Source organism: Salinivibrio sp. MA440 (genome assembly GCF_001996265.1).
GTDB classification, from domain to species: Bacteria; Pseudomonadota; Gammaproteobacteria; order Enterobacterales; family Vibrionaceae; genus Salinivibrio; species Salinivibrio costicola.
This window is the reverse complement of the sequence record NZ_MUFI01000043.1, coordinates 1-22,935: the sequence shown is the minus strand read 5'-3', so window position 1 is coordinate 22,935 and position 22,935 is coordinate 1. Positions and strand designations below refer to the sequence as shown.

Here is a 22,935-nt window from a genome sequence, read left to right as displayed (position 1 = left end):
TAGCCATCCTTCTATGCAGTGGAGACTTAGATGCTTTTTCGTTGCTCACTAATCAGTGTGTTGTTATTAACGATGTCCGGTTGCATGCTCACCTCTCAGCAGCAACACCAAGAAACACTGGATAAACTCAATACCGTTGCCACCCAGAGCCAGCAACAGCGGCAAAGCCTGACTGATGCTTTTACCCAACACGATGCGTCATTGACTCAGCTGACAGATAAAGTCACGGCGCTCGAGAGCCAACTGACTATTATTCAGCGTACTCAAGCCAAACTATATGCCAATTTTGCCAACCCAAAACCGGAAGTTAAAATCCAAGAAAAAGTGGTCCGGGTGCCCGTGAATAACGACAAAGTGGTCCTCGGCGGACGTGAGTGGGTTTGGTTTGATGAAGTCAAAAGCACCTTCCAGTCGCGCGTAGATACCGGCGCAGCAACCTCGTCACTCAATGCGGTAGATATTCAAGAATTTGAGCGCGATGGTGACACCTGGGTCAAGTTTAATGTCAATCATAGTGAAAACAATGACCAGCCAGTATTTATGGAAATGCCCGTAAAGCGCTGGGTTCTCATACGGCAATCATCGACCGATAAAACTGACCGCCGCCCCGTGGTTGAAGCGTGGATCCGGGTAGGTAACATTCACGAAAAAACCGAATTTACCCTCGCGGATCGCACCAATATGGAATACCCCGTATTGTTGGGCCGCTCGTTTTTTAAAGATTTAGCCGTGGTAGATGTCAGCCAAGTACACATTCATCCGCAATATCAGCCGGACACTCCCCCGGAGCCTAGTGATGATGATCGTCAGCCGCCATCAGCGTCTAAAGAATCGGCTCTACAAGAATAGGCTTTACGAAAAGCTAGGCTCTTCGAAAATAGGCTCTACGAAAATAGGTAATCGACATGGTTTCACGGGTTCCTTTTTACTTTTTGATCGGCTTTTTAATTTTGGCCGGTATCGCACTCAGTGCCTATCGTCACCTAGGCTATGGGGTGCCTTGGCAAGCGGATGACACCCGCCAAGTCTGGCAAATTGAGGCCAGAATTAACTTTGATGCCGGCGATGGCCCAGTAAAAGTTAGCCTTGCTGCACCAGATAGCCAACCTGGGCTTACGCTTATCGATGAGAGCACCTCCTCGGCAGGCTATGGCTTTTCATTGCTTAACACTGAACATGGCCGCCAAGCACAGTGGTCGACGCGCCAAGCCAACGGTGAGCAAACCCTTTATTTTAAAAACCAAATGTTAGTCGACGACAGTGCGCGCTATACCATGGCCCCACCTGATGAAGAGCAGGTGACGCTTCCGGTGATGGATAATGCTGCCAAAAATGCGGCCTTAGCACTGTTGGATCGTGCACGGGCGCGCTCGGCGGACAACATTACGTTGACCCGTGAGCTCATCAAACAATTTAATAGCCCAGATAGTCAAAACGCGGCTTTGTTACTCAATACCCTCGACAAACCCGACGCCCTACGAAAAACCTTAGCACTGGAAGGTGTGCATGCGCGCGTGGTCGGTGGCTTGGAGCTTGAAGATGGGCGACGTCGCCAAACCATTTCTCCCATGCTACAAGTGTGGCAAGACACACGCTGGCACTTGTTTGATTTAACCACTGGGCAAAATGGCCATCACAGTAATGTCCTGCTCTGGAACCAGCACGGCGGACCATTGTTAGAAGTGATGGGCGGTGAACATAGCCAGGTACATTTTTCAATTATCTCCCAAGATATCAGCCCACAACAGGCCACTTCGGCGAAGGTTTCCGCCGATAACCTACTTAACTTTTCTATTCATAGCTTGCCCATTGAAGAGCAGGCGATGTTTAAAACCATTATGCTGATCCCGATTGGCGCGCTGATTGTGGTGTTCTTGCGTGTGATCGTGGGGTTAAAGACTTCAGGGACCTTTATGCCAGTGCTGATTGCGGTCGCCTTTGTGCAAACCCAATTACTCACTGGGATTGTTGGCTTTGTGTTGATCGTCGGCACTGGGCTGGTGATAAGAAGCTATCTCTCCCGGCTTAATTTACTGCTGGTGGCGCGAATTTCCGCGGTGATTATCACGGTCATTTTAATTATTTCAGTATTTAGCGTGATCGCGTTCCGTATCGGCTTAATGGAAGGGCTAACCATCACCTTCTTCCCAATGATTATTCTGTCATGGACCATCGAGCGGATGTCGATTTTATGGGAAGAGGAAGGCGCAAAAGAAGTAGTCATTCAAGGCGGTGGCTCACTCGTCACTGCGGTGTTGGTGTATTTGGCGATGACCAATGAGTTGGTCCGGCATCTGACCTTTAACTTTATTGGTTTGCAGCTGGTAATCTTGGCATTGATATTAATGCTGGGTAATTACACCGGCTACCGCTTGTCGGAGTTGAAGCGGTTTCGCCCGTTAGCACATCAGGATGGGAGCGGTCGTGATGATTAAATTCTTTTCACGGTTCGCCTCCCCCTTTCGCCTGAATCACGCCGGCATTATGGGGATGAACCAGCGTAATATCCGTTACATTGGTCGTTACAACGACAGGCGTCTTTATCCATTAGTGGATGACAAACTTAAAACCAAGTTGATCGCCCAGCAAGCCGGCGCTACCGTCCCTGAGTTGATCGGCGTGATTGATAGCCAAGCGCACGTCAAACGTATTCATCACATGGTGGCAAATTGGCCCGGTTTTGTGATTAAACCGGCGCAAGGCTCAGGCGGTAAGGGCATTTTGGTGGTGACGAAAAATCATCAAGGGGTCTATACCAAGGCCTCTGGCAAGACCGTGAGCCACAACGATGTTGAACGTCATATCACCAATACGCTCGCGGGCCTGTTCTCGCTCGGTGGCAAAGCGGATGTCGCCGTGGTCGAGAACTTGATCGCGTTCGACGATAGCTTCAGCGGTTTTAGCTATGAAGGGGTCCCTGATATTCGCGTGATTGTGTTTCAAGGGTATCCGGTGATGGCGATGATGCGGCTGTCGACCTCAGCATCTGATGGCAAGGCCAATTTGCACCAAGGGGCAGTAGGCGTCGGGCTAGATATGGCCACCGGTAAGGCGCTAAAGGCGGTGCAATTTAACCGCCCCATCACCCATCACCCGGATACGGAACATGACCTTTATACCCTGAAAGTGCCTCATTGGCAGCAGCTGCTCACGCTGGCAGCCAGCGCCTGGGAGATGACCGACTTAGGTTACATGGGGACAGATATGGTTTTAGATAAAGAGAAGGGCCCGATGGTACTCGAGCTTAATGCACGGCCTGGTCTTGCGATCCAAATTGCCAATGGTTGCGGATTGCTGCCAAGGTTACGGCTGATTGAGTCACTTCCACCTCGGCGCTACCCGCTGATGCCAGACGATCGCGTGGCGTTTTCGATGCAGCATTTTGCTGGACAAAGTACGCAGCCATTGTCGCCCCAACTGGCACAAACCGGATAAAAAACCACTAAAGTTTACCGTACGCGGCCGATACCCTATTAAACCTCCGCAAAATCACGATATGAATTAGGGTAACCGCAGTGACTATCCATACCATCGACAAAGCGCAGCTTATTAGCGACGTCCAGTTTGGGGGCAACCTCAATCAGGCGGTGGTGCAAGGGCGTCGTTCCGACTTTGCGTTGATGATGGCGCTGCTCTCCGGGGATGCGAATGAGTCAACGCCACTCACACTCACCGATAACCCTATCAGTAATGATGCGGTATTGCGCCAGCAGTTCCAGCTGGCAGAGCCGCAACCCTTGGCGGCCAGCAATGAAGAAGATTATCAGCGCGCCAGTGCCCAAGCCGATGCCTTTCACCGTGGCGGTTTAGCCAGCGCTAATTTGCGCTTTCAACTTGCTCCGGCCGCTATGCATTATCCGCCCCAGGGGACGCACGGCTTTGATGAAGCGGTCTACCATAATCTTTCCGGTCATGAGCGTCGTCATTTAGCTGATGCAACCCCAAGCCGCCCCGCTTTTAACCCTGCCACCTTGTATGAAAAACTCACCACATCGCATTGCTTCGATAAAATGCGTGTAAGCGCATAACAACGAAGATCGCAAGTTGATCCTGAGAGGGTTTCATGATCCTTATCGAAATTGTGATCGTCTCTCAATTCCCAACAATATTTTTGCCAGACGACCAGACGTTTTGAGCCTTTTTTTCGCAGTCGGCGTAATTATGGTCCAGTATTACCTTCCCACGCTTGAATAAGGTGTGAGTAAGCTGTCATTTTCACGTGATTAGCTTGAGTATAAAAGGTAAGGCGTGATGCGCTAATTTATTGATACTATTAAGGAATTGACCATGAAGATCGATAACGCAGTGGTCGTTATTACCGCCGGCGGCTCATCATCGGGACGCGCAATGGCAGAGCATTTTTGCTCGCTTGGTGCTGACGTCGCATTGCTCGATACTGAATGGCCAGCACTGCGCTTAAGTGCCGATCAATGCCGTCCCTATGCTGGGCGCGTCCAGCCGATTTGTTTGGCCAATGATCAACCGGCTTCTATCCATGATGCGTTCGCACAAGTGACGCAACTTTTTGGCGGCATTGATGTGCTCATCAATCAATGGCAAGGCGATATATTGCCCAGTTTATTTAACAATGGTGCTTGGTGTGATATGTCGAGAACGCTGACCAATACAACCTCGCCGTGTTATCTGGTGGTTCAGCACGCGGCAGAGTGTATGCAACAACGTGGTCGCCCCGGTGTGATCATTAATGTCGCTGGCGCTCATCTTACCCCTGACACCGTTGCCAATGCCATGATTGGCGGCTTAACCCAGCGCTGGGCCAAAGAGCTTTCCGGGCTAAAGATCCGCGTGGGAGGCATTGTGCCACGCCACCGACATCGCGCAACCTTTGAGATGGATGACGAATTAATTCGAAACGCGGAGTATATTGTCTCGAATGATTCTTTTAACGGCCGGTTGTTAGAAGCAAGTGGTTAGAAAGAGCAAAAGCCCCGATGCGAGTAAGCGGCAGTCCTTTCTCGTTTCTAGTCTCTAGAAGCGAAGCGTCTCGTCTCTTTCCGTATTCCGTAAGCGAAGCGCTCTGTATTCTCGTGTCATCGTCGCCACGGGTAAAATCAAAAAGACCCGCCGGTGGCGGGTCTTTTTCGTTAAGCGGTTGCCTAGGTTACATTAGGCATCTGCTTTTTGGTCCTTTTGCTCAGCTTTCGCTTTTGCGTCAGCTTTAGCCGCTTTGGTCGGCGCTGCAGCGGGTTGGTCATCTCTTTTTTTGATAACCGTGGTGCCTTCAAAGGTTTCACCTTCAACGTAAGGCTTGCCATAGTAAGACGCAACCAACACTTCTTTCAGCTCTTTGATGAGTGGGTAGCGTGGGTTTGCACCGGTACATTGGTCATCAAACGCTTCTTCCGCTAGCTCGTCTAATTTAGCCATGAAGTCTGCTTCTGGTACACCCGCCGCTTGGATAGAGGTTGGGATGTCTAGTTTCAGCTTCATGTCTTCAAGCCAGGTTAACAAACGCTCAATTTTCTGTGCGGTACGGTCACCGGCTTGAGCCAGACCCAAGTGGTCAGCGATTTCTGCATAGCGACGACGTGCTTGTGGGCGGTCGTACTGCGAGAATGCCGTTTGCTTGGTTGGGTTGTCATTGGCGTTAAAACGTACCACGTTTGAAATCAATAATGCGTTCGCCAGGCCATGCGGCAGGTGGAACTCAGCACCGAGTTTATGCGCCATGGAGTGACACACACCCAAGAAGGCGTTGGCAAACGCGACACCGGCAATGGTGGCACCATTGTGCACTTTCTCACGTGCGATTGGGTCGTTAGCACCGTGCGTATAGCTTGCTGGCAGATAGTCTTTCAGCAGTTTCAGTGCTTGCAACGCTTGCCCTTCCGAGTACTCATTTGACAGGATAGACACGTAGGCTTCCATCGCGTGAGTAATCGCATCATAACCACCAAAGGCTGTCAGCGACTTCGGCATGTTCATCACCAGGTTGGCATCAACAATCGCCATTTGTGGTGTCAGCTCGTAGTCAGCCAGTGGGTATTTCGCACCGGTTTCGTCGTCAGTCACAACCGCAAACGGCGTGACTTCTGAACCAGTACCTGAAGTGGTTGTGACACAAACCAATTCGGCTTTTTTACCCATTTTCGGGAATTTGTAGATACGTTTACGGATATCCATAAAGCGCATTGCGAGTTCTTCGAACGCGGTTTCTGGATGCTCGTACATCACCCACATAATTTTCGCTGCGTCCATCGGTGAACCACCACCAAGAGCGATAATCACGTCAGGCTGGAAGCTTTGCATCGCTTCAGCACCTTTGCGTACCACGCTTAGCGTTGGATCCGCTTCCACTTCGAAGAAGGTGTTTACATCCATGCCTTGCGCTTTAAGCAGTGACTCAATTTGCTCTGAATAACCGTTGTTAAACAGGAAGCGGTCAGTCACGATCATCGCACGTTTCTTGTCTTCCAAATCACCCAGAGCGATTGGCAAGCTGCCGCGACGGAAGTAGATAGATTTTGGTAGTTTGTGCCACAGCATATTCTCAGCTCGCTTCGCAACAGTTTTCTTGTTCATCAGGTGTTTAGGCCCAACGTTCTCAGAAATTGAGTTACCACCCCATGAGCCACAACCCAGTGTGAGTGACGGTGCAACGTTAAAGTTGTACAAATCACCGATACCACCGTGCGTCGTTGGAATGTTCACCAGAATACGTGCTGTTTTCAGGCGGTCACCGAAATACTTAATGCGGTCTTGGTTGACGTCTTGGTTGGTATACAGGCCTGATGTATGACCGATACCGCCCATTTCTACCATTTTGCAAGCCATGTCGACGGCGTGCTCGAAGTTTTTGGCACGGAACATACCCAGGGTTGGTGAGAGTTTCTCGTGTGCAAATTCTTCTTCAATGCTGATTTCCAGGCCTTCACCAATCAGAATTTTTGTGTCTGATGGGACGCTTACGCCTGCCATATCGGCAATTTTTGTTGCTGATTGACCGACGATATCTGCGTTCAGGTTGCCGTTAATGAGCAACACTTTACGCACTTTGTCGGCGTCGGTTTTACTCAATACATGGCCTTTGTGAGAGGCGAAACGTTCTTTGACTTCGTCATACACTTCGTCCATCACGATAACCGCTTGCTCTGACGCACATACCACGCCGTTATCGAAGGTTTTAGACATGAGTACAGAAGCTACAGCACGCTTAATGTCTGCAGTCTCGTCAATCACGACAGGTACGTTACCCGCACCCACGCCGATAGCTGGTTTACCAGATGAGTATGCCGCTTTCACCATGCCTGGGCCACCCGTGGCCAGAATCAGGTTGATGTCATCGTGCTTCATCAGTGCGTTAGAAAGCTCAACAGACGGTTGATCAATCCAGCCAATAATGTCTTTAGGCGCACCGGCGGCAACCGCGGCGTCGAGAACCAGTTTTGCGGCATCATTGGTGGAGTTTTTCGCACGTGGGTGTGGCGAGAAGATGATGCCGTTACGGGTTTTCAGTGAGATCAGAGATTTGAAGATCGCTGTTGATGTTGGGTTCGTGGTTGGAACGATACCGCAGATAAGACCCACTGGTTCGGCAATGGTCATGGTGCCGAATTCGTCATTCTCTTCAAGAATGCCGCAGGTTTTATCGTCTTTGTATTTGTTGTAGATGAACTCAGACGCGAAGTGGTTTTTGATAACCTTGTCTTCGAGGATACCCATGCCTGACTCTTCGACGGCTTGTTTAGCCAGCGGGATACGCGCGTTGTTTGCCGCCAGTGATGCAGCACGGAAGATCTTGTCTACTTGCTCCTGTGAATAGGTAGCAAATTCTTGTTGTGCCTTTTTGACACGCTCAACCATCGCGTTGAGTTCGGCAATATTAGTAACAGGCATAGTTGTCTCCTGGTTCATATTTGAAAATCATTTAGTAACTGCTTGCGACCACCAGCGTACCCGCTTGGTTGGGTTTTTGATGGCTGCCTGGCGTTTGACCCCTCTAACCGAGATTTCTTCACCCTAACGGCATCGCATTTAGTAAATAACTTTCAAAACTGAGTATAAGTTTTCACAGCGATAGCAACTTGATCTCGATCATTTGTTATCAAATCAATCACAACGAATTTATTGCTTAACCCCCATGAACATTGGATTTATTCATCATGTAGCACACAGGCTACGTGTCCAATATTTTCACCAAAGTAACACGACCTTTACATGCGAGGCCAACAAAAGCGGTGATTTTGTATTATTTTTTCAACAAAAAGTGAGTGTCTACCATAAAGCTGTTTCTTTTATTCTTGTAAGCCCACCAATGTGCCTCTTTTTCCTCTAGTGAGTAAAAACCGTTTAGTCGCTCAGTATAGTTTGCGCTAACAATCTTGCTCACTCATTTGGGGACTTTTTTGCTCCCTCCCATGACTTCACTAAAACCGCAATCAAGACTTGCAGAAAATGCAAGGTTAAGCGGTTGGTTTTTAAGCTGAGGTCGCTATACTGGCCCCACCTTTTAACCCGAGAGAAACTGGACTTCCTCACAGCATCACGAGATTCGCCATGGCCGTTTTTGACACCATGATTTTTGTACAGTTTTTTGTCGGGCTTTTTGCCGCCGTGAACCCTATCGGTATCATGCCCGTTTTTGTGACCCTTACCGTGCATCTTGACAAGCAAGAACGAAACCGCACTGCGTATACCGCAGCGATCGCGGTGGCGATTATCTTGATTGTGTCCTTGCTTGCCGGTCAGATGTTGCTCGACTTGTTCAGTATTTCTTTAGACTCTTTCCGTGTCGCCGGTGGCATGCTACTACTCAGTATCGCTTTTACGATGATGAACGGTAAGTTAGGAGAAGGTAAACAAAACAAGCAGGAGCAGTCAGAAACCATCAGTCGTGAGCAAGTGGGCGTGGTGCCGCTTGCCATGCCGTTGCTTGCGGGCCCCGGCGCGATCAGTTCGACCATTGTTTACGGCTCCCAATACCCTGATACATGGAGTACGGTCACGCTTATTTCAACCCTGGTTATCTTCGCCGCCGGCATTTGGGGGTTATTTAAAGTGGGACCTGCGGTGGTAAAATTCTTGGGGCAAACCGGTATTAATGTGATCACTCGAATCATGGGTCTGATTCTCGGCTCTCTCGGGATCGAGTTTATTGCCTCTGGCATGCGGGCTTTGTTTCCAGGCCTTAACTGACCCTGTCGCAGATTGGCCTTAGGCTACACGGCAAACAAATATCAAAAACCGGCACGTTGAGCTTTGTAGCCATGTTATGTGTTGCAGTGTCGGTTTTTCAGCTCAATCATCATGTTTTTCGAGCAAGGAAAGCCCATGAACAAACCACAAAGCCGATTGCAGCATTACTTATATACCACAATTTTTGGTACGGAAACCAAGCACGGTAAGGTGTTTGATCTGGCATTGATCGTCATGATTTTGGCATCAATGGTGGCATTGATGCTGGAGTCGATCGCAAGTGTCCACGCCCGCTGGTCACAATGGCTATATTGGATTGAGTGGGGATTTACTGGCATTTTTACCATTGAGTATTTGCTACGTCTTTATTGCTCCCCACGCCCATCCGCCTATGCACGTAGCTTTTATGGCGTCGTGGACCTGCTTGCCATTCTCCCCACTTACATCGCCGTATTTGTTCCGGGCACGACTTATATGATGGTGGTGCGTCTGCTCCGTGTATTACGTATTTTCCGTATACTGAGACTCATGCGCTTTTTGGAAGACTCCAATATTCTGATGCGTTCGATGATCATGTCATCACGCAAGGTGATGATTTTCTTTTCCACAGTCATGATTCTGGTCACAGTATTCGGCGCTCTAATGTACGTGATAGAAGGACCAGAGAATGGTTTCACCAGTATTCCTTATGCCATTTATTGGGCGATAGTAACGCTTACCACTGTCGGATATGGCGATTTGGTCCCCCAAACGGATATTGGTAAGACGCTGGCCTCTTTCACTATGCTGATGGGCTATTCCATTATCGCTGTCCCCACCGGGATCATTACTGCTGAAATAGGCCAACAAATGACACTGCATCGCCAGTTAGTCAAATGCCCAAATTGTTCAAAAGGGGGGCACGAGTCTGATGCGGACTTTTGTAAACATTGTGGTAGTGAACTGCCTGAGCCCGATAAGCGTGAAGTAAAGCCTGGACGGTAATCCAGGCCGGTGCCTTCACGCATTTGACCTTCTGTGTCACACGATTATCACACCGACAATAACAAACGGAGCCTTATTTGGCTCCGTTTTCATTAAATTGCTATTATCCTCGGCCGGATGGCGCTTTATCTGCTTACTTACGGCGCCAGGTGGTGCCTTGTGGGCCATCTTCCAACACAATGCCCATCGCGGTCAGTGCATCGCGCGCCGCATCGGCTGCCGCGAAGTCTTTGGCTTTACGGGCATCATTACGTGTTTGAATTAAGGCTTCAATGTCAGCAACTTCATCATCAGCGCCAGCATCACCTTGCAAGAAGTTATCGGCGTCTTGCTCGAGCAAACCAAGAATAGACGCCAATTTGCGCATTTGCGCGCCCAGCGCAGACGCGGCGGCCATATCGTCAGCACGGAGGCGGTTAATCTCACGGGCCATATCAAACAACACTGAATAGGCTTCTGGCGTATTGAAGTCGTCATTCATTGCCGCTTCAAAACGCGCCACGTATTGGTCGCCACCTGCCGGGGTTGCCTGAGTGTCTAAACCACGCAATGCGGTATAAAGGCGCTCTAATGCTGAGCGGGCTTGGTTAAGATTTTCGTCGCTGTAATTAAGCTGGCTACGATAATGGCCTGACAGCAAGAAATAACGCACGGTCTCTGCATCGTAGTGCACCAGCACGTCACGGATGGTAAAGAAGTTTCCAAGTGACTTAGACATCTTCTCACGATCGACCATCACCATGCCGCTGTGCATCCACGTATTCACATACGGGGTGTCATGGGCACAGCACGACTGAGCAATTTCGTTTTCATGATGCGGGAACTGTAAGTCTGAGCCGCCGCCATGAATATCAAAGTGCTTACCCAGAAGCGCTGAGTTCATCGCTGAGCATTCAATGTGCCAACCTGGACGGCCCGGGCCCCAAGGGGATTCCCACGTCGGCTCGCCGGGTTTCGACATTTTCCACACCACAAAATCCAGCGGGCTGCGTTTCGCAGTTTCAATATCCACACGGGCACCAGCTTGGAGCTGATCCAAGTCTTGTTTAGACAACTTACCGTATTCATCAAACTTAGCGACTTCAAACATTACATCGCCGTTATCGGCCACATAGGCAAAACCACGCGCAATCAGCGTTTCTACCAAGGTAATGATTTCGTCAATATAATCGGTCGCACGCGGCTCGATATCAGGACGCACCATGTTTAAGGCATCAAAATCTTGATGCATTTCACCAATCAAACGTTCTGTTAACGCATCGCAGGTCTCGCCATTTTCAGCGGCACGCTTGATGATCTTGTCATCAATGTCCGTAATGTTGCGCACGAAGGTCAGATCAAAGCCCAGATAACGCAGGTAACGAGAAATCATGTCAAACGAAACGAAGGTGCGCCCATGTCCGATATGACAAAGATCGTAAATCGTCACCCCACACACATACATACCAATTTTTCCTGGCGTGATAGGCTGAAAGACGGCTTTTTCTCGCGTCAGTGAGTTGTAGATCTTTAACGGGGGGGTTTGCATCGACATAATAATTAGATGACTCGTTACAGTAATGACAATGAGTAAAGTGAAGCTGCTATTACACCTTTTCTGCTAGCGTGACGCAAGCATCGACCCGGTGTCTGGCCCGATAAAGCGCGACGACCGAGTTCACAAGTTAAGAGAAAAAGCGCGATTTGAACCAAAACCGACCAATCGGTGCTTGAGTTGGGTCGGGGTGATCATTTATTTTTCGGTAAAGAATCTTTATCGATAACCATTATGACAAAAAATTCAACGTGCACACACCCAGTAACCACGGCTGCTTCAAAAAGCCAAGAACAAGGTGTTACTCCATCACAAACTGACAAGGTTGATCTCATTCTGAGCCAGTGGCACAGCGAACGCCCTGATATTGATCCGAGCCCCATGGCGATTACAGGCCGGTTGGCACGTATCAACGGCCACATTAATCCCAAACTGCAGCATGTTTTCGGCCAATACAATCTAAACCCAGGGGAATTCGATGTGCTGGCCTCGTTACGGCGTGCGGGCAAACCCTACACGTTAACCCCAAATCAGCTGCTGGATGCTTTGATGCTCACCTCCGGCGCCATGACTAACCGTATTGATCGGTTGGAGCACAAAGGCTTGGTGGCACGCAGCCCCGATCCCAACGATCGCCGTGGGGTCTATGTCTCACTCACCGACGCAGGGCTGGATTTGATCGATAAGGCGGTGACCGATCACACCAATAACTTGCATCAGCTCCTGGCTGGACTCACCACCAGTGAGCAAGCCAACTTAGCTGATTTACTCAAAAAGTTGCTCGGGCATGTTGAACCTGTATCGTCAGAATGATCTCGATGAATAAAAGTGATCTTGAGAAATAAAAGTGATCTCGAGGAATTAAAATGACAAAGCGTCCCTGTAAATCGGTACTTTGGGGTCACTTAGCGATGATTAATTCCACATCCAGGGCGATCATGCTTGATCACCCGGCTCGTTAGGCTAAAATCTGTGATCCTTTTTAGCCAAGCCAATGACAGGATTACATCATGGTAACTCTTCATACCACGTTCGGTGATATCAAACTCCGCATGTATGCAGACGAAGCACCGGCCACGGTCGAGAACTTTTTACAATATTGCCGTGACGGCTTTTATAACGGAACCCTGTTCCACCGTGTTATCGACGGCTTTATGGTCCAAGGCGGTGGCATGGCCTCTGGCATGGAAGAAAAGTCGACGCGTGCACCGATCAAAAATGAAGCGGATAACGGTTTAAGTAACCTTACCGGTCGTTTATCCATGGCGCGTACCATGGAGCCGCATTCAGCCAGTTCACAATTCTTTATTAACGTGAATGACAACTTATTCCTGGATCACAAAGCCAAGACGCCAGACGGTTGGGGCTACTGTGTGTTTGCCGAAGTCGTCGACGGCATGGACGTGGTCAATAAGATCAAAGGCGTTGCGACCGGCAATTGGGGTTATGTACACCAAGACGTCCCTGTTGAAGAAGTATTAATCAATAGCGTGACTATCGAAGACTAAGCCGCACTCGTCAACAAGGGTAGCTAAAGCTACCCTTTCTTTTTGAGTGAGCCGCTCGTTTTGCCAATAAAAAGCCAATACATGCCACATACCCTCTTTATTGCTGATTTACACCTCAGCCCTACTCGGCAAGATATCACTGATTGCTTTTTGCGATTTATGGCCGAGGAAGCGGTCCACGCTGATGCACTCTATGTGCTGGGAGATTTGTTTGAGGCTTGGATTGGCGATGATGATCACAGCCCCTTTCATCAGCAAATCAAAACCGCCTTTGCGACCCTCACACAGCAAGGTGTACCTGTGTACTTTATTCATGGCAATCGTGATTTTTTAATCGGAAAGCGTTTCGCCCGTGAAACAGGCATCACCTTGTTGGATGAGCACACATGCATTGATTTATATGGTACGCCGACCTTGATTCTCCATGGCGATACCCTATGTTTGGCGGATGCCGACTACCAAGCATTTCGTCGCAAAGTCCACCAGCGCTGGCTACAACACGTGTTTTTATGCTTACCCTTAGCGTTGCGTCGTCGTATCGCGGCCAAAATGCGCGCGGGCAGTGCCAGTGCCAATCAGCAAAAGTCATCCACCATCATGGATGTGACGCCACAAGAAGTGCAGCGCCAGTTAGATAACGCAGGAGTGGTTAACATGATTCACGGCCATACCCATCGCCCCCATGTCCATCAATGGTGTGATCAAGGACACGATTACCAACGCATCGTGTTAGGCGATTGGTACCAACACGGGTCGGTATTAGTGTGTGGCCCGCAAGGCTGTGACTTACAAACTCGCGACTTTATCCATCACTAAGCCTTTCAGCCTATCGTTAAGAGATCTTTATGCAGACTGATTTATGCCCTTGTTGTAGTAACAAACCCTACGCCGAATGCTGCGCGCCCGTTCATCAACACCCGGCCAACGCTGCCCACCCTGAGCAATTGATGCGTGCTCGCTACAGCGCACATCCGAAAGGCTTGGTGGACTTTATTGTCGCGACCTATCACCGCGAATGCGGCGCCGAGGCATTTCGGGATGATATTGCCATGATGACCGACCATCAGTGGCAATCACTTGAGGTGCTCGATAGCGAGGTATTAAACCACGGTGAGCTTGGATTTGTGACCTTCAAAGCCCACTTTATTGCCGACGGTGAGCCTCAGTGTTTGCATGAGCGGTCTCGGTTTATCCAAGAAACAATCAATGGACAGCCTCAATGGCGATATATCGATGGTGTTTTCCCCGGCCATGTCAAAGCCGGCCGCAATGACCCTTGCCCGTGTGGCAGTGGGCGTAAGTTTAAAAAGTGTTGCTGCTAGCCCCCTAGCCTCGCCATTCTAAATAACTCCTGGTTAAAAAATAATCAAGTTTGGTGCTTCGTGGTCGATACTAATAGTAAGACCAAAGGAGGACCATCATGAACTGGCTTGGCAATTTGAGTCCTGTGTATCGCACGCCGCATGCACCGCCCACGAAAGTATGGGCGATCCGCAAATCGGAACACATTGATGCGCGTAAAGAGCGGCGGCTAGACGATCTCAATGATCACGCTCAGCAACCGCACCAAGAGCACGAGGAAAAAACACCTAAAAAAGACGGTGAACTCGATATTTATGTCTAGCCTCGGTGTCGACGCTCTCGCTGTTCATGGCGATAGCGACGCTGGCGATAGCGACGCTTACGGCGATGGCGACAATTACTTAGCATGACACTTACTTAGCACGACCTGGCATAAAGACACGTGAAAAAAACGCGCTTTGGCTGGTTGCAATCCAAACGGATTTTGATATGGTCATAAACAGTTAAGCTTTTTGGTATAGAGCTTATTTTTATCACAGAGCGTACTTTCGTTAGATAATGGACGACCAACAATGATTTCAGCACTAATGACCATGCATCACCACCATCATCCTGACTAGTCTTTCGGGAGGAATGGTTTCGACTGGAAGACGAGTAAAAAGCGCTTCCGTCGGTCATTAGCAAGCTAACAGATTCAGACCCTCGGGAGCATCGTCTTCCGAGGGTTTTTTCTTTTTTAGCTTTTCATTTTTAGACAAGGAAGCACACATGCAAACACAACGCTTACGTATCGCCATCCAAAAAAAGGGCCGTCTCGCCAAAGAGTGCCAAGAGCTGCTCAAACGTTGCGGGGTTAAAATTAACTACACCGGCGAGCGCTTGGTGGTCCACGCCGAAAACATGCCCATCGATCTGCTACTGGTTCGTGATGATGATATCCCTGGCCTTATCATGGACGGCGTGGTTGACTTAGGTGTGATTGGTGAGAACGAATTAGAAGAGGTTCGCCTTGAGCGCATCAAGTTGGGTGAGCCAAGCCAGTATCAACTGCTTCGTCGCCTCGACTTTGGTGGCTGTCGTCTTTCCATTGCGCTGGATAAAGACCAAAATTACAACGGCCCACAAGATCTCGCTGAGCAACGGATTGCGACCACCTATCCCAATATTCTTAAAGCCTACATGGACAAGCAGGGTGTGAATTTCAGCACTTGTATGCTCAATGGCTCCGTGGAAGTGGCGCCACGTGCGGGGCTCGCCGATGCGATTTGTGATTTGGTCTCAACGGGCGCCACCTTAGAGGCCAACGGCTTGAAAGAAGCCGAAGTCATTTTTCGCTCCAAGGCAGTGTTAATTCAGCGTGAAGGCAGCTTCAGCGAAGAGAAAACCGCATTAATTGAACGCTTGCTCACTCGCATGCAAGGCGTGATTCAAGCCAAAGAGTCGAAATACATCATGCTTCACGCGCCGAGCGAGGCGCTAGAAAAAATTGTTGAGCTGCTTCCCGGTGCCGAAGACCCGACCATTTTGCCGCTCGCACACGAAAAAAGCCGTGTGGCGGTGCACCTTGTCAGTACCGAAAATCTGTTCTGGGAAACCATGGAAAAGCTCAAACAATTGGGCGCAAGCTCAATCTTGGTCCTGCCGATTGAAAAGATGATGGAGTAAGTCACCATGCGAACAGTAGTTTGGAAATCACTCGGAGAATCGCAAAAAGAGGGCTTGATGCGCCGCCCTGCCATCGCCACCGGCGCACAAACCCAAGCCAGTGTCACGGAGATTATCGCCGATGTGAGAGAACGTGGTGATGAGAGTTTAAAGGCGCTGACCAAAAAATTTGATGGTGTCGACCTCGATAGCATCAAACTCGATAAAGCGATCTTGGCCGATGCTGAAGCGCGCTTGGGGGAAGATATCAAACTTGCCCTACGTCAAGCCTACGACAACATCAGCACCTTTCACCGCGCACAAAAAGCCCAGCCGTTGAAAGTCGAAACCATGCCAGGGGTGGTATGTGAATCCATCACTCGCCCAATTAACCGCGTCGGGCTGTATATTCCTGGCGGTAGCGCGCCCTTGCCGTCTACAGTGTTGATGCTGGGCGTGCCGGCGCAAATTGCTGGCTGCCGCAAAGTGGTGCTGTGTACCCCACCGCCAGTGGCCGATGAAATCTTATACTGTGCCAAACTGTGTGAGATTGATGAAATTTATACCCTGGGTGGCGCACAAGCGGTGGCGGCGATGGCCTTTGGCACCCAAAGTGTGACCAAGGTGGATAAGATTTTTGGTCCGGGCAATGCCTATGTCACCGAAGCCAAACGTCAGGTAAGCCTTGCTGCCAATGGCGCAGCGATGGACATGCCTGCCGGCCCCTCTGAAGTCTTGGTGATTGCTGATGCCGGCGCGGATCCCGACTTTGTTGCCGCGGATTTACTCAGCCAAGCGGAGCACGGCCCCGATTCGCAAGTAGTGCTAGTGACCCCTGCCCCAGAGATGGCAGAAAAAGTCGCCGATGCGGTGCAGCAGCAATTAACCACGCTCAGTCGTGCAGAAATTGCCAAGCAAGCGCTGGGCAGCAGTGTGATTATTATTGCCGACACCCTCACCCAGTGCGTGTCGATTTCTAACCGCTACGGACCAGAGCACTTGATTGTGCAGACTCAGCAGCCTCGAGATTTGTTGCCGCTGTTGGATAACGCTGGCTCGATTTTCTTGGGCGCCTATTCGCCCGAATCCGTGGGTGATTACGCCTCAGGCACCAACCATGTGTTGCCGACTTACGGTTATACCCGTACCTACAGCAGTTTAGGGCTGGCCGACTTTAATAAGCGGATGACAGTGCAACAGGTCAGCGAAAGCGGCTTACAAGCACTGGGCCCGACCGTGATGCGAATCGCAGAAGCCGAGGGCTTGGATGCGCATCGCCAAGCGGTCGATATTCGTCTAAATAAGCTACAACAAGCCCAAGCCTCAGAGGACCCGTTAGTATGAGCATCGATAAACTCGCCCGTGAGCAAGTACAAGCGCTCACGCCCTATCAGTCAGCCCGCCGTATCGGTGGCAGCGGGGATGTGTGGCTCAATGCCAATGAATCCCCCTTTGACAATGCTTATACCCTGAGCGGCCAAGGACTCAATCGCTACTCCAGCTGTCAGCCGGCATCATTGATTAATGCCTATGCCAACTATTCGGGGGTAGACACGGGCCAAGTGATTACCACTCGTGGCGCCGATGAAGGGATTGATTTATTGCTGCGCGCGTTTTGCGAGCCAAACCAAGATAGCGTACTGATTTGCCCACCCACCTATGGCATGTATGCGGTCAGTGCAGAAAACCAAGGGATCGCGACCACCCAAGTGCCGCTCACCGCCGACTGGCAGCTGGACATGGCAGGGATTGATACCGCCTTGGAGGCAGATGCCAACATCAAGCTTATCTTCGTGTGTAGCCCTAATAATCCGACCGGCAACCTGATTAACCGCGACGACATAGAAGCGCTACTCACCCGCACTCAAGATCGCGCGATTGTGGTGTTGGATGAAGCCTATATCGAATTTAGTCCAGAAGCGACCTGCACCGATTTACTCGCGCGCTTTGAGAATCTGGCCATTTTGCGCACGCTATCAAAAGCGTTCGCTCTGGCAGGACTGCGTTGCGGCTTTACCCTCGCCAATCCCGCTATTATTAACTTGATGCTCAAGGTGATCCCGCCGTATCCGGTGCCGGTGCCCGTGGCAGATATTGCCGAGCAAGCGCTCTCCGAAGCGGGCTTGGCGCGGATGAAGTATCAGGTTTTGGACTTAACCGCCAACCGTGCCTATTTGCAAGCCGGCCTCAGTATGCTGCCCGGCATCAAGGTGCATCCAGGCTTTGGTAACTACCTGCTGATAAGCCTGGACGACACCGATGCGGTGTTCGAGCACTTGGGTAATGCGGGGATTATTGTGCGCCGTACCGCGATCGAGAACAGCTTACGCATCAGTATTGGCAACCGTGACGAATGTGAAAAAGTGTTGGCTTTTATCCGCCAGCAGCTCAGTGAATAAGGACAACCACTGTGAAAGACAAGATTTTATTTATTGACCGTGATGGCACCTTGATTGTGGAGCCGCCTGAAGATTATCAAGTGGATCGTCTGGATAAATTGGCCTTTGAGCCGGACGTGATCCCCGCACTACTTAGCCTGCAAGCGGCGGGTTACACCTTGGTGATGGTGAGTAATCAAGATGGTTTAGGGACCGCTAGCTTCCCGCAAGCGGACTTTGATGCACCACACAACATGATGATGGCGTTATTTCGCTCACAAGGGATCCATTTTGAAGACGTACTGATTTGTCCGCACTTTGATAGCGACGACTGTAGCTGCCGCAAGCCCAAATTAGGCTTGGTAAAAGACTATCTGCAGCAAGGCCGGATTGATTTCGCCCAATCGGCGGTGATTGGCGATCGCGACACCGATATCACCTTAGCCAACAATATGGCGCTACAAGGGATCAAATACCAACGTGAGGTGATGGGCTGGCCGCAGATTGTCGAGCGTCTGACCTTGCAGCCGCGCATCGCATCGGTGACTCGCACCACCCAAGAAACCGACATTCAGGTGGCTGTTAACCTGGATAAGAGTGGCGGCAGCCGCATTGAAACCGGACTGGGCTTTTTTGACCACATGTTGGATCAAATCGCCACCCACGGCGGTTTTCAGCTGAGCGTTGGCGTTAAAGGCGATTTGCACATCGATGACCACCACACCATTGAAGACACCGCCCTCGCCTTGGGCGACGCGCTTAAACGGGCGCTGGGCGATAAGCGCGGTATTGGCCGTTTTGGATTTAGCCTGCCGATGGATGAGTGCTTGGCGCAATGTGCGTTGGATTTATCCGGACGTCCGTTTCTTAAGTTTGAGGCCAGCTTCCCGCAGCCACAAGTGGGCGATATGTCGACCGAAATGGTCGGGCATTTTTTCCGCTCATTGACCGATACTTTGGCCTGTACCCTTCACCTGACCGTCGATGGCGAAAACACCCATCACTTGGTAGAAAGCTTATTTAAAGCCTTTGGCCGCACCTTGCGTCAAGCCATCAAGGTCGAGGGCGATGCGCTGCCAAGCAGTAAAGGAGTCTTATAATGCGCAAACACACCGTCATTATCGATACCGGCTGCGCCAATGTGTCCTCGGTACGCTTTGCTGTCGAGCGTTTGGGGTATCAAGCCACATTGAGCCGCGATCCCGACGTAGTGCTGGGGGCAGACAAGCTTTTTTTGCCCGGCGTCGGCACAGCCAGCGAAGCGATGAAAAACCTCACCGAGCGCGGCTTAGTGGATTTAGTTAAACAGGTTGAGCAACCGCTACTGGGTATTTGTCTTGGCATGCAAATGCTGGGGACGCACTCGGATGAAGGCGACAGTCCGGTCGAGTGCCTCGGCCACATCCCCGCCCCCACCAAACTGATGGATACCGCAGGGCAGCCTTTACCTCATATGGGTTGGAATCGGGTCGCCACCGTCAATGACCATCCCTTATTCGACGGCATTCCCGCTGGCAGCTACTTCTATTTTGTCCACAGTTACGCGATGCCGGTCGGTGACTATACCCTGGCACAATGTCACTATGGTCATGCGTTCAGTGCGGCCATCAATCAAGGTAGCTACTTCGGAGTTCAGTTTCACCCCGAGCGTTCGGGCAAAGTGGGCGCGCGTTTGATTCAGAATTTTTTGGAGATGTAAGCAAGGATGATTATACCAGCACTCGATTTGATAGATGGCCAAGTGGTGCGCCTTTATCAAGGGGATTATCAGCAAAAAACCGACTACGGTTTTGACCCGCGTGAGCAGTTCGCACGTTACCATCAAGCGGGCGCGGATTGGTTGCACCTCGTGGATTTAACCGGTGCCAAAGATCCGACCGCGCGTCAGGTCGATTTAATCACCGAGATTTTGCAATCAACGCCTGCCAATATCCAAATCGGCGGTGGCGTGCGCACCGAAATGGACGTGATTGAGCTGCTAAACACCGGCGCGCAGCGCGTAGTGATCGGCTCCACCGCGGTCAAATCGCCCGATTTAGTCAAAGGCTGGATGCAAACCTACGGCCCTGACCGGATTGTATTGGCACTCGACATTCACATTGACAGTGACGGGACGCGACGCGTGGCGGTGTCCGGCTGGCAACAAGACTCCGGCGTCACCATTGAAGCGCTACTCGACGATTATTTGTCCGTCGGGCTAGAGCATGTGCTGTGCACCGATATCTCCCGCGATGGCACCTTGCAAGGCAGCAATGTGGCGCTCTATCGCGACTTGTGTCAGCGCTATCCGAGCATTGCGTTTCAATCATCAGGCGGCATTGGCAGTCTCGAAGACATTCGCGCCTTGCGCGGCACCGGTGTGGCAGGCGTGATCGTCGGCCGCGCCCTACTGGAAGGTAACTTTAGCGCAGAGGAGGCGATCGCATGCTGGCAAAACGGATAATTCCTTGTTTGGACGTCCGCGACGGACAAGTGGTCAAAGGCGTGCAATTTCGCAATCACGAAATCATCGGCGATATCGTCCCGCTCGCCAAACGCTACGCCGAAGAAGGCGCTGATGAACTGGTGTTTTATGACATCACCGCCTCCAGTGACAGCCGGGTGGTCGATAAAAGCTGGGTCAGTCGCGTCGCGGAAGTAATTGATATCCCCTTTTGCGTTGCCGGTGGAATTAAATCCGAAGCCGATGCCCAACAAATCTTGGAATTCGGCGCGGATAAGATATCGATTAACTCACCCGCCTTGGCCGATCCGAGTTTGATCACGCGGCTGGCCAATAAGTTTGGCGTGCAGTGTGTGGTGGTCGGGATTGACTCCTTCTTCGATGAAGCGACTGGGCACTATCAGGTCTATCAATTTACCGGCGATGAAAGCCGCACTCAGGCCACGCCTTGGCAAACCGCCGCATGGGTTGAGGAAGTCCAACAGCGAGGCGCGGGCGAAATCGTACTCAATATGATGAACCGCGACGGCGTGCGCCAAGGCTATGACTTAACCCAACTCAAAATGGTGAGAGAGCGCTGTCAGGTGCCCCTGATTGCCTCCGGCGGTGCCGGTGAAATCGCGCATTTCGCCGACGCCTTTTTACAAGCGAATGTCGATGGCGCGCTGGCCGCCTCGGTGTTTCACAAGCAAATCATCGCGATAAGCGAATTAAAACAAACATTAAAACAACAAGGGATCGAGGTAAGAGTATGACGGCAGCATGGGTAGAACGTATCGATTGGGAGAAAAACGCCGGCTTGGTGCCTGCGATTATCCAACACAGCGATAGCGGCCAAGTGTTAATGCTGGGCTACATGAATGCCGATGCACTGAACGCGACGCTCGAAACCGGTCGCGTCACCTTTTGGTCACGCAGTAAATCACGCCTTTGGGTAAAAGGCGAAAGCTCCGGTCATGTGTTAAGCCTTGAGCACATTGCACTCGATTGCGATCAAGACACCTTGTTGGTCACGGCGACGCCGCATGGACCCACCTGTCACCTCGGCACGACCACCTGCTTTGACAGTGACAATAAACCGCCACACACCGGCCCCGGCTTTTTATCGAGCCTAGAGCAAGTACTTGCCAGCCGCAAAGACGCCGCGCCTGATGAATCTTACACCGCAAGTCTATTTGCCAAAGGCACCAAGCGTATCGCGCAAAAAGTGGGGGAAGAAGGCGTCGAAGTCGCCCTCGCTGCCACGGCAGGCGATAAAGCCGAGCTATTAAACGAAAGTGCCGACTTGCTCTATCACCTGTTGGTGTTGCTGCAAGACCAAGAGCTTAGCCTCCATCAAGTGACCGAAGTCCTCGCCTCTCGCCATCAAGGCTAACGGCCACGCGCGTTAACCTAAACATGGCCCCTCCAAAGCGCCGCACAACTGCGGCGCTTTTTCCTAAATGATGAAACTTATCACTCTCGCAGTGATCAGACCATCAAAGCGTCAAGGTAGGCCACAGAAGAAAAGGCATTAAACCGACCATTCCACCGCGCAGCAATGCGGGTTACTGGGAGGACGGCCGTCCTTGCAATGCAGCCGTCGAATCCTTGAAACCCGGTGACAGGGAAGATGGGAAACGAGAAGCGGGTTATCACCAACGCTCTCTGTCGGAAACAAGGATATCTCGATACAAAAAGTTACTCATCCCTCAGCTGACACTACGTGATTACGATGCACAAGTTGGCGAAGCATTAGCCAACGTGAAAGTGATGAACAAAGTCAATCAACTCGATATGCCTGTTAGTTGCCAAGTTGACTGATGGAAATAAACTAAATTTTATCAGTGCTTTAGGTGACTAATTTGAACAACAACGCCTCGTCAAACCGATCTTTTGGGTCAAAAAACGCTCGCGATCTAGCCCTGCTATGGCTTAGATGCTGACATTTAAGGAAAATGTTAACTATCTCATGTTATATAACATTTATAGCTCGCAGCATTATGT

22 protein-coding genes, 1 pseudogene and 1 other annotated feature are annotated in these 22,935 nt (G+C 50.7%); of the genes and pseudogenes, 21 read left to right on the top strand and 2 right to left on the bottom strand.

Annotated elements, in window-relative coordinates; genetic code table 11:
- The first annotated feature begins 30 nt into the window (after window positions 1–30).
- From BZG80_RS12675 to BZG80_RS12655, 5 genes are all read left to right on the top strand, one after another.
- The gene (locus tag BZG80_RS12675; RefSeq protein ID WP_077676696.1) at window positions 31–849 is read left to right on the top strand and encodes an ATP-dependent zinc protease family protein; all 819 of its coding nucleotides are present in this window, start codon (window positions 31–33) and stop codon (window positions 847–849) included.
- Between the two features lie 56 nt (window positions 850–905).
- Window positions 906–2,435 carry an inactive transglutaminase family protein gene (locus BZG80_RS12670; protein ID WP_077679505.1) on the top strand — a complete coding sequence of 510 codons (1,530 nt, stop codon included), beginning with the start codon at window positions 906–908 and terminating at the stop codon, window positions 2,433–2,435.
- Window positions 2,428–3,435 (top strand): alpha-L-glutamate ligase-like protein, encoded by a 1,008-nt coding sequence (locus tag BZG80_RS12665; protein WP_077679504.1) that lies wholly within the window; start codon window positions 2,428–2,430, stop codon window positions 3,433–3,435. Before BZG80_RS12670 ends, BZG80_RS12665 begins: the two co-directional genes overlap by 8 nt.
- A gap of 80 nt (window positions 3,436–3,515) precedes the next feature.
- Window positions 3,516–4,028 (top strand): VC2046/SO_2500 family protein, encoded by a 513-nt coding sequence (locus tag BZG80_RS12660; protein WP_021022358.1) that lies wholly within the window; start codon window positions 3,516–3,518, stop codon window positions 4,026–4,028.
- Window positions 4,029–4,287: 259 nt separating this feature from the next.
- The gene (locus tag BZG80_RS12655) at window positions 4,288–4,935 is read left to right on the top strand and encodes an SDR family NAD(P)-dependent oxidoreductase (RefSeq protein WP_077679503.1); all 648 of its coding nucleotides are present in this window, start codon (window positions 4,288–4,290) and stop codon (window positions 4,933–4,935) included.
- A 192-nt stretch (window positions 4,936–5,127) separates the two neighbouring features.
- Here BZG80_RS12655 and adhE read toward each other — a convergent pair whose 3' ends face one another.
- Complete coding sequence (gene adhE / locus BZG80_RS12650) at window positions 5,128–7,875, bottom strand: bifunctional acetaldehyde-CoA/alcohol dehydrogenase (RefSeq protein WP_274532496.1); 2,748 nt, start codon at window positions 7,873–7,875, stop codon at window positions 5,128–5,130.
- Between the two features lie 642 nt (window positions 7,876–8,517).
- On the opposite strand from adhE, the gene BZG80_RS12645 reads away from it, so the two are divergent.
- Window positions 8,518–9,156 (top strand): YchE family NAAT transporter, encoded by a 639-nt coding sequence (locus BZG80_RS12645; protein WP_077460415.1) that lies wholly within the window; start codon window positions 8,518–8,520, stop codon window positions 9,154–9,156.
- A 135-nt stretch (window positions 9,157–9,291) separates the two neighbouring features.
- Window positions 9,292–10,140 carry an ion transporter gene (locus tag BZG80_RS12640; RefSeq protein WP_077460414.1) on the top strand — a complete coding sequence of 283 codons (849 nt, stop codon included), beginning with the start codon at window positions 9,292–9,294 and terminating at the stop codon, window positions 10,138–10,140.
- A gap of 133 nt (window positions 10,141–10,273) precedes the next feature.
- On the opposite strand, the gene cysS is transcribed toward BZG80_RS12640, so the two are convergent.
- Window positions 10,274–11,668, bottom strand: a complete 1,395-nt coding sequence (gene cysS, locus BZG80_RS12635; RefSeq protein WP_108743395.1) for a cysteine--tRNA ligase — start codon at window positions 11,666–11,668, stop codon at window positions 10,274–10,276.
- Between the two features lie 240 nt (window positions 11,669–11,908).
- On the opposite strand from cysS, the gene BZG80_RS12630 reads away from it, so the two are divergent.
- From BZG80_RS12630 to BZG80_RS16145, 14 genes and pseudogenes are all read left to right on the top strand, one after another.
- Window positions 11,909–12,487, top strand: coding sequence for a MarR family winged helix-turn-helix transcriptional regulator (locus tag BZG80_RS12630; protein ID WP_077679508.1), 579 nt, complete (start codon window positions 11,909–11,911; stop codon window positions 12,485–12,487).
- Between the two features lie 197 nt (window positions 12,488–12,684).
- Window positions 12,685–13,182 (top strand): peptidylprolyl isomerase, encoded by a 498-nt coding sequence (locus BZG80_RS12625; RefSeq protein WP_021022351.1) that lies wholly within the window; start codon window positions 12,685–12,687, stop codon window positions 13,180–13,182.
- Between the two features lie 81 nt (window positions 13,183–13,263).
- Window positions 13,264–13,998: a UDP-2,3-diacylglucosamine diphosphatase gene (gene lpxH, locus BZG80_RS12620; RefSeq protein WP_077661576.1), complete on the top strand. Its 735-nt coding sequence runs from the start codon at window positions 13,264–13,266 to the stop codon at window positions 13,996–13,998.
- A 29-nt stretch (window positions 13,999–14,027) separates the two neighbouring features.
- Window positions 14,028–14,504 (top strand): YchJ family metal-binding protein, encoded by a 477-nt coding sequence (locus tag BZG80_RS12615; protein ID WP_077460411.1) that lies wholly within the window; start codon window positions 14,028–14,030, stop codon window positions 14,502–14,504.
- 98 nt (window positions 14,505–14,602) lie between these two features.
- Entirely contained in the window at window positions 14,603–14,806 is a 204-nt protein-coding gene (locus BZG80_RS12610; RefSeq protein WP_021022348.1) for a hypothetical protein, read from the top strand.
- Window positions 14,807–15,079: 273 nt separating this feature from the next.
- Window positions 15,080–15,218: a sequence feature (His leader region), on the top strand.
- 34 nt (window positions 15,219–15,252) lie between these two features.
- The gene (gene hisG / locus BZG80_RS12605; RefSeq protein ID WP_077460410.1) at window positions 15,253–16,149 is read left to right on the top strand and encodes an ATP phosphoribosyltransferase; all 897 of its coding nucleotides are present in this window, start codon (window positions 15,253–15,255) and stop codon (window positions 16,147–16,149) included.
- 6 nt (window positions 16,150–16,155) lie between these two features.
- A complete protein-coding gene (hisD, locus tag BZG80_RS12600; protein WP_077679502.1) occupies window positions 16,156–17,472 on the top strand; it encodes a histidinol dehydrogenase in 1,317 nt (438 codons plus the stop codon).
- Between the two features lie 2 nt (window positions 17,473–17,474).
- Window positions 17,475–18,527 (top strand): histidinol-phosphate transaminase, encoded by a 1,053-nt coding sequence (gene hisC / locus BZG80_RS12595; RefSeq protein WP_108744125.1) that lies wholly within the window; start codon window positions 17,475–17,477, stop codon window positions 18,525–18,527.
- An 11-nt stretch (window positions 18,528–18,538) separates the two neighbouring features.
- The gene (hisB, locus tag BZG80_RS12590; RefSeq protein ID WP_077679500.1) at window positions 18,539–19,606 is read left to right on the top strand and encodes a bifunctional histidinol-phosphatase/imidazoleglycerol-phosphate dehydratase HisB; all 1,068 of its coding nucleotides are present in this window, start codon (window positions 18,539–18,541) and stop codon (window positions 19,604–19,606) included.
- Window positions 19,606–20,205 carry an imidazole glycerol phosphate synthase subunit HisH gene (gene hisH, locus BZG80_RS12585; protein ID WP_077679499.1) on the top strand — a complete coding sequence of 200 codons (600 nt, stop codon included), beginning with the start codon at window positions 19,606–19,608 and terminating at the stop codon, window positions 20,203–20,205. Before hisB ends, hisH begins: the two co-directional genes overlap by 1 nt.
- A gap of 6 nt (window positions 20,206–20,211) precedes the next feature.
- A complete protein-coding gene (gene hisA, locus BZG80_RS12580) occupies window positions 20,212–20,949 on the top strand; it encodes a 1-(5-phosphoribosyl)-5-[(5-phosphoribosylamino)methylideneamino]imidazole-4-carboxamide isomerase (RefSeq protein ID WP_077679498.1) in 738 nt (245 codons plus the stop codon).
- Window positions 20,931–21,704 (top strand): imidazole glycerol phosphate synthase subunit HisF, encoded by a 774-nt coding sequence (gene hisF, locus BZG80_RS12575; RefSeq protein WP_077669611.1) that lies wholly within the window; start codon window positions 20,931–20,933, stop codon window positions 21,702–21,704. Before hisA ends, hisF begins: the two co-directional genes overlap by 19 nt.
- Window positions 21,701–22,324 (top strand): bifunctional phosphoribosyl-AMP cyclohydrolase/phosphoribosyl-ATP diphosphatase HisIE, encoded by a 624-nt coding sequence (hisIE, locus tag BZG80_RS12570; RefSeq protein ID WP_077460403.1) that lies wholly within the window; start codon window positions 21,701–21,703, stop codon window positions 22,322–22,324. The genes hisF and hisIE overlap by 4 nt, the downstream gene beginning before the upstream one ends.
- 125 nt (window positions 22,325–22,449) lie before the next feature.
- Window positions 22,450–22,752, top strand: a pseudogene (locus BZG80_RS16145) (IS5/IS1182 family transposase); the annotation flags it as partial.
- Window positions 22,753–22,935 lie beyond the last annotated feature (183 nt).

Excerpts from the sequence above, each read along its gene's own strand:
- BZG80_RS12675 (WP_077676696.1), top strand. The coding sequence starts at position 31 with ATGCTTTTTCGTTGCTCACTAATCAGTGTGTTGTTATTAACGATGTCC.
- BZG80_RS12670 (WP_077679505.1), top strand. The coding sequence starts at position 906 with ATGGTTTCACGGGTTCCTTTTTACTTTTTGATCGGCTTTTTAATTTTG.
- BZG80_RS12665 (WP_077679504.1), top strand. The coding sequence starts at position 2,428 with ATGATTAAATTCTTTTCACGGTTCGCCTCCCCCTTTCGCCTGAATCAC.
- BZG80_RS12655 (WP_077679503.1), top strand. The coding sequence starts at position 4,288 with ATGAAGATCGATAACGCAGTGGTCGTTATTACCGCCGGCGGCTCATCA.
- adhE (WP_274532496.1), bottom strand. The coding sequence starts at position 7,875 with ATGAACCAGGAGACAACTATGCCTGTTACTAATATTGCCGAACTCAAC.
- BZG80_RS12645 (WP_077460415.1), top strand. The coding sequence starts at position 8,518 with ATGGCCGTTTTTGACACCATGATTTTTGTACAGTTTTTTGTCGGGCTT.
- BZG80_RS12640 (WP_077460414.1), top strand. The coding sequence starts at position 9,292 with ATGAACAAACCACAAAGCCGATTGCAGCATTACTTATATACCACAATT.
- cysS (WP_108743395.1), bottom strand. The coding sequence starts at position 11,668 with ATGCAAACCCCCCCGTTAAAGATCTACAACTCACTGACGCGAGAAAAA.
- BZG80_RS12630 (WP_077679508.1), top strand. The coding sequence starts at position 11,909 with ATGACAAAAAATTCAACGTGCACACACCCAGTAACCACGGCTGCTTCA.
- BZG80_RS12625 (WP_021022351.1), top strand. The coding sequence starts at position 12,685 with ATGGTAACTCTTCATACCACGTTCGGTGATATCAAACTCCGCATGTAT.
- lpxH (WP_077661576.1), top strand. The coding sequence starts at position 13,264 with ATGCCACATACCCTCTTTATTGCTGATTTACACCTCAGCCCTACTCGG.
- BZG80_RS12615 (WP_077460411.1), top strand. The coding sequence starts at position 14,028 with ATGCAGACTGATTTATGCCCTTGTTGTAGTAACAAACCCTACGCCGAA.
- BZG80_RS12610 (WP_021022348.1), top strand. The coding sequence starts at position 14,603 with ATGAACTGGCTTGGCAATTTGAGTCCTGTGTATCGCACGCCGCATGCA.
- hisG (WP_077460410.1), top strand. The coding sequence starts at position 15,253 with ATGCAAACACAACGCTTACGTATCGCCATCCAAAAAAAGGGCCGTCTC.
- hisD (WP_077679502.1), top strand. The coding sequence starts at position 16,156 with ATGCGAACAGTAGTTTGGAAATCACTCGGAGAATCGCAAAAAGAGGGC.
- hisH (WP_077679499.1), top strand. The coding sequence starts at position 19,606 with ATGCGCAAACACACCGTCATTATCGATACCGGCTGCGCCAATGTGTCC.
- hisA (WP_077679498.1), top strand. The coding sequence starts at position 20,212 with ATGATTATACCAGCACTCGATTTGATAGATGGCCAAGTGGTGCGCCTT.
- hisF (WP_077669611.1), top strand. The coding sequence starts at position 20,931 with ATGCTGGCAAAACGGATAATTCCTTGTTTGGACGTCCGCGACGGACAA.
- hisIE (WP_077460403.1), top strand. The coding sequence starts at position 21,701 with ATGACGGCAGCATGGGTAGAACGTATCGATTGGGAGAAAAACGCCGGC.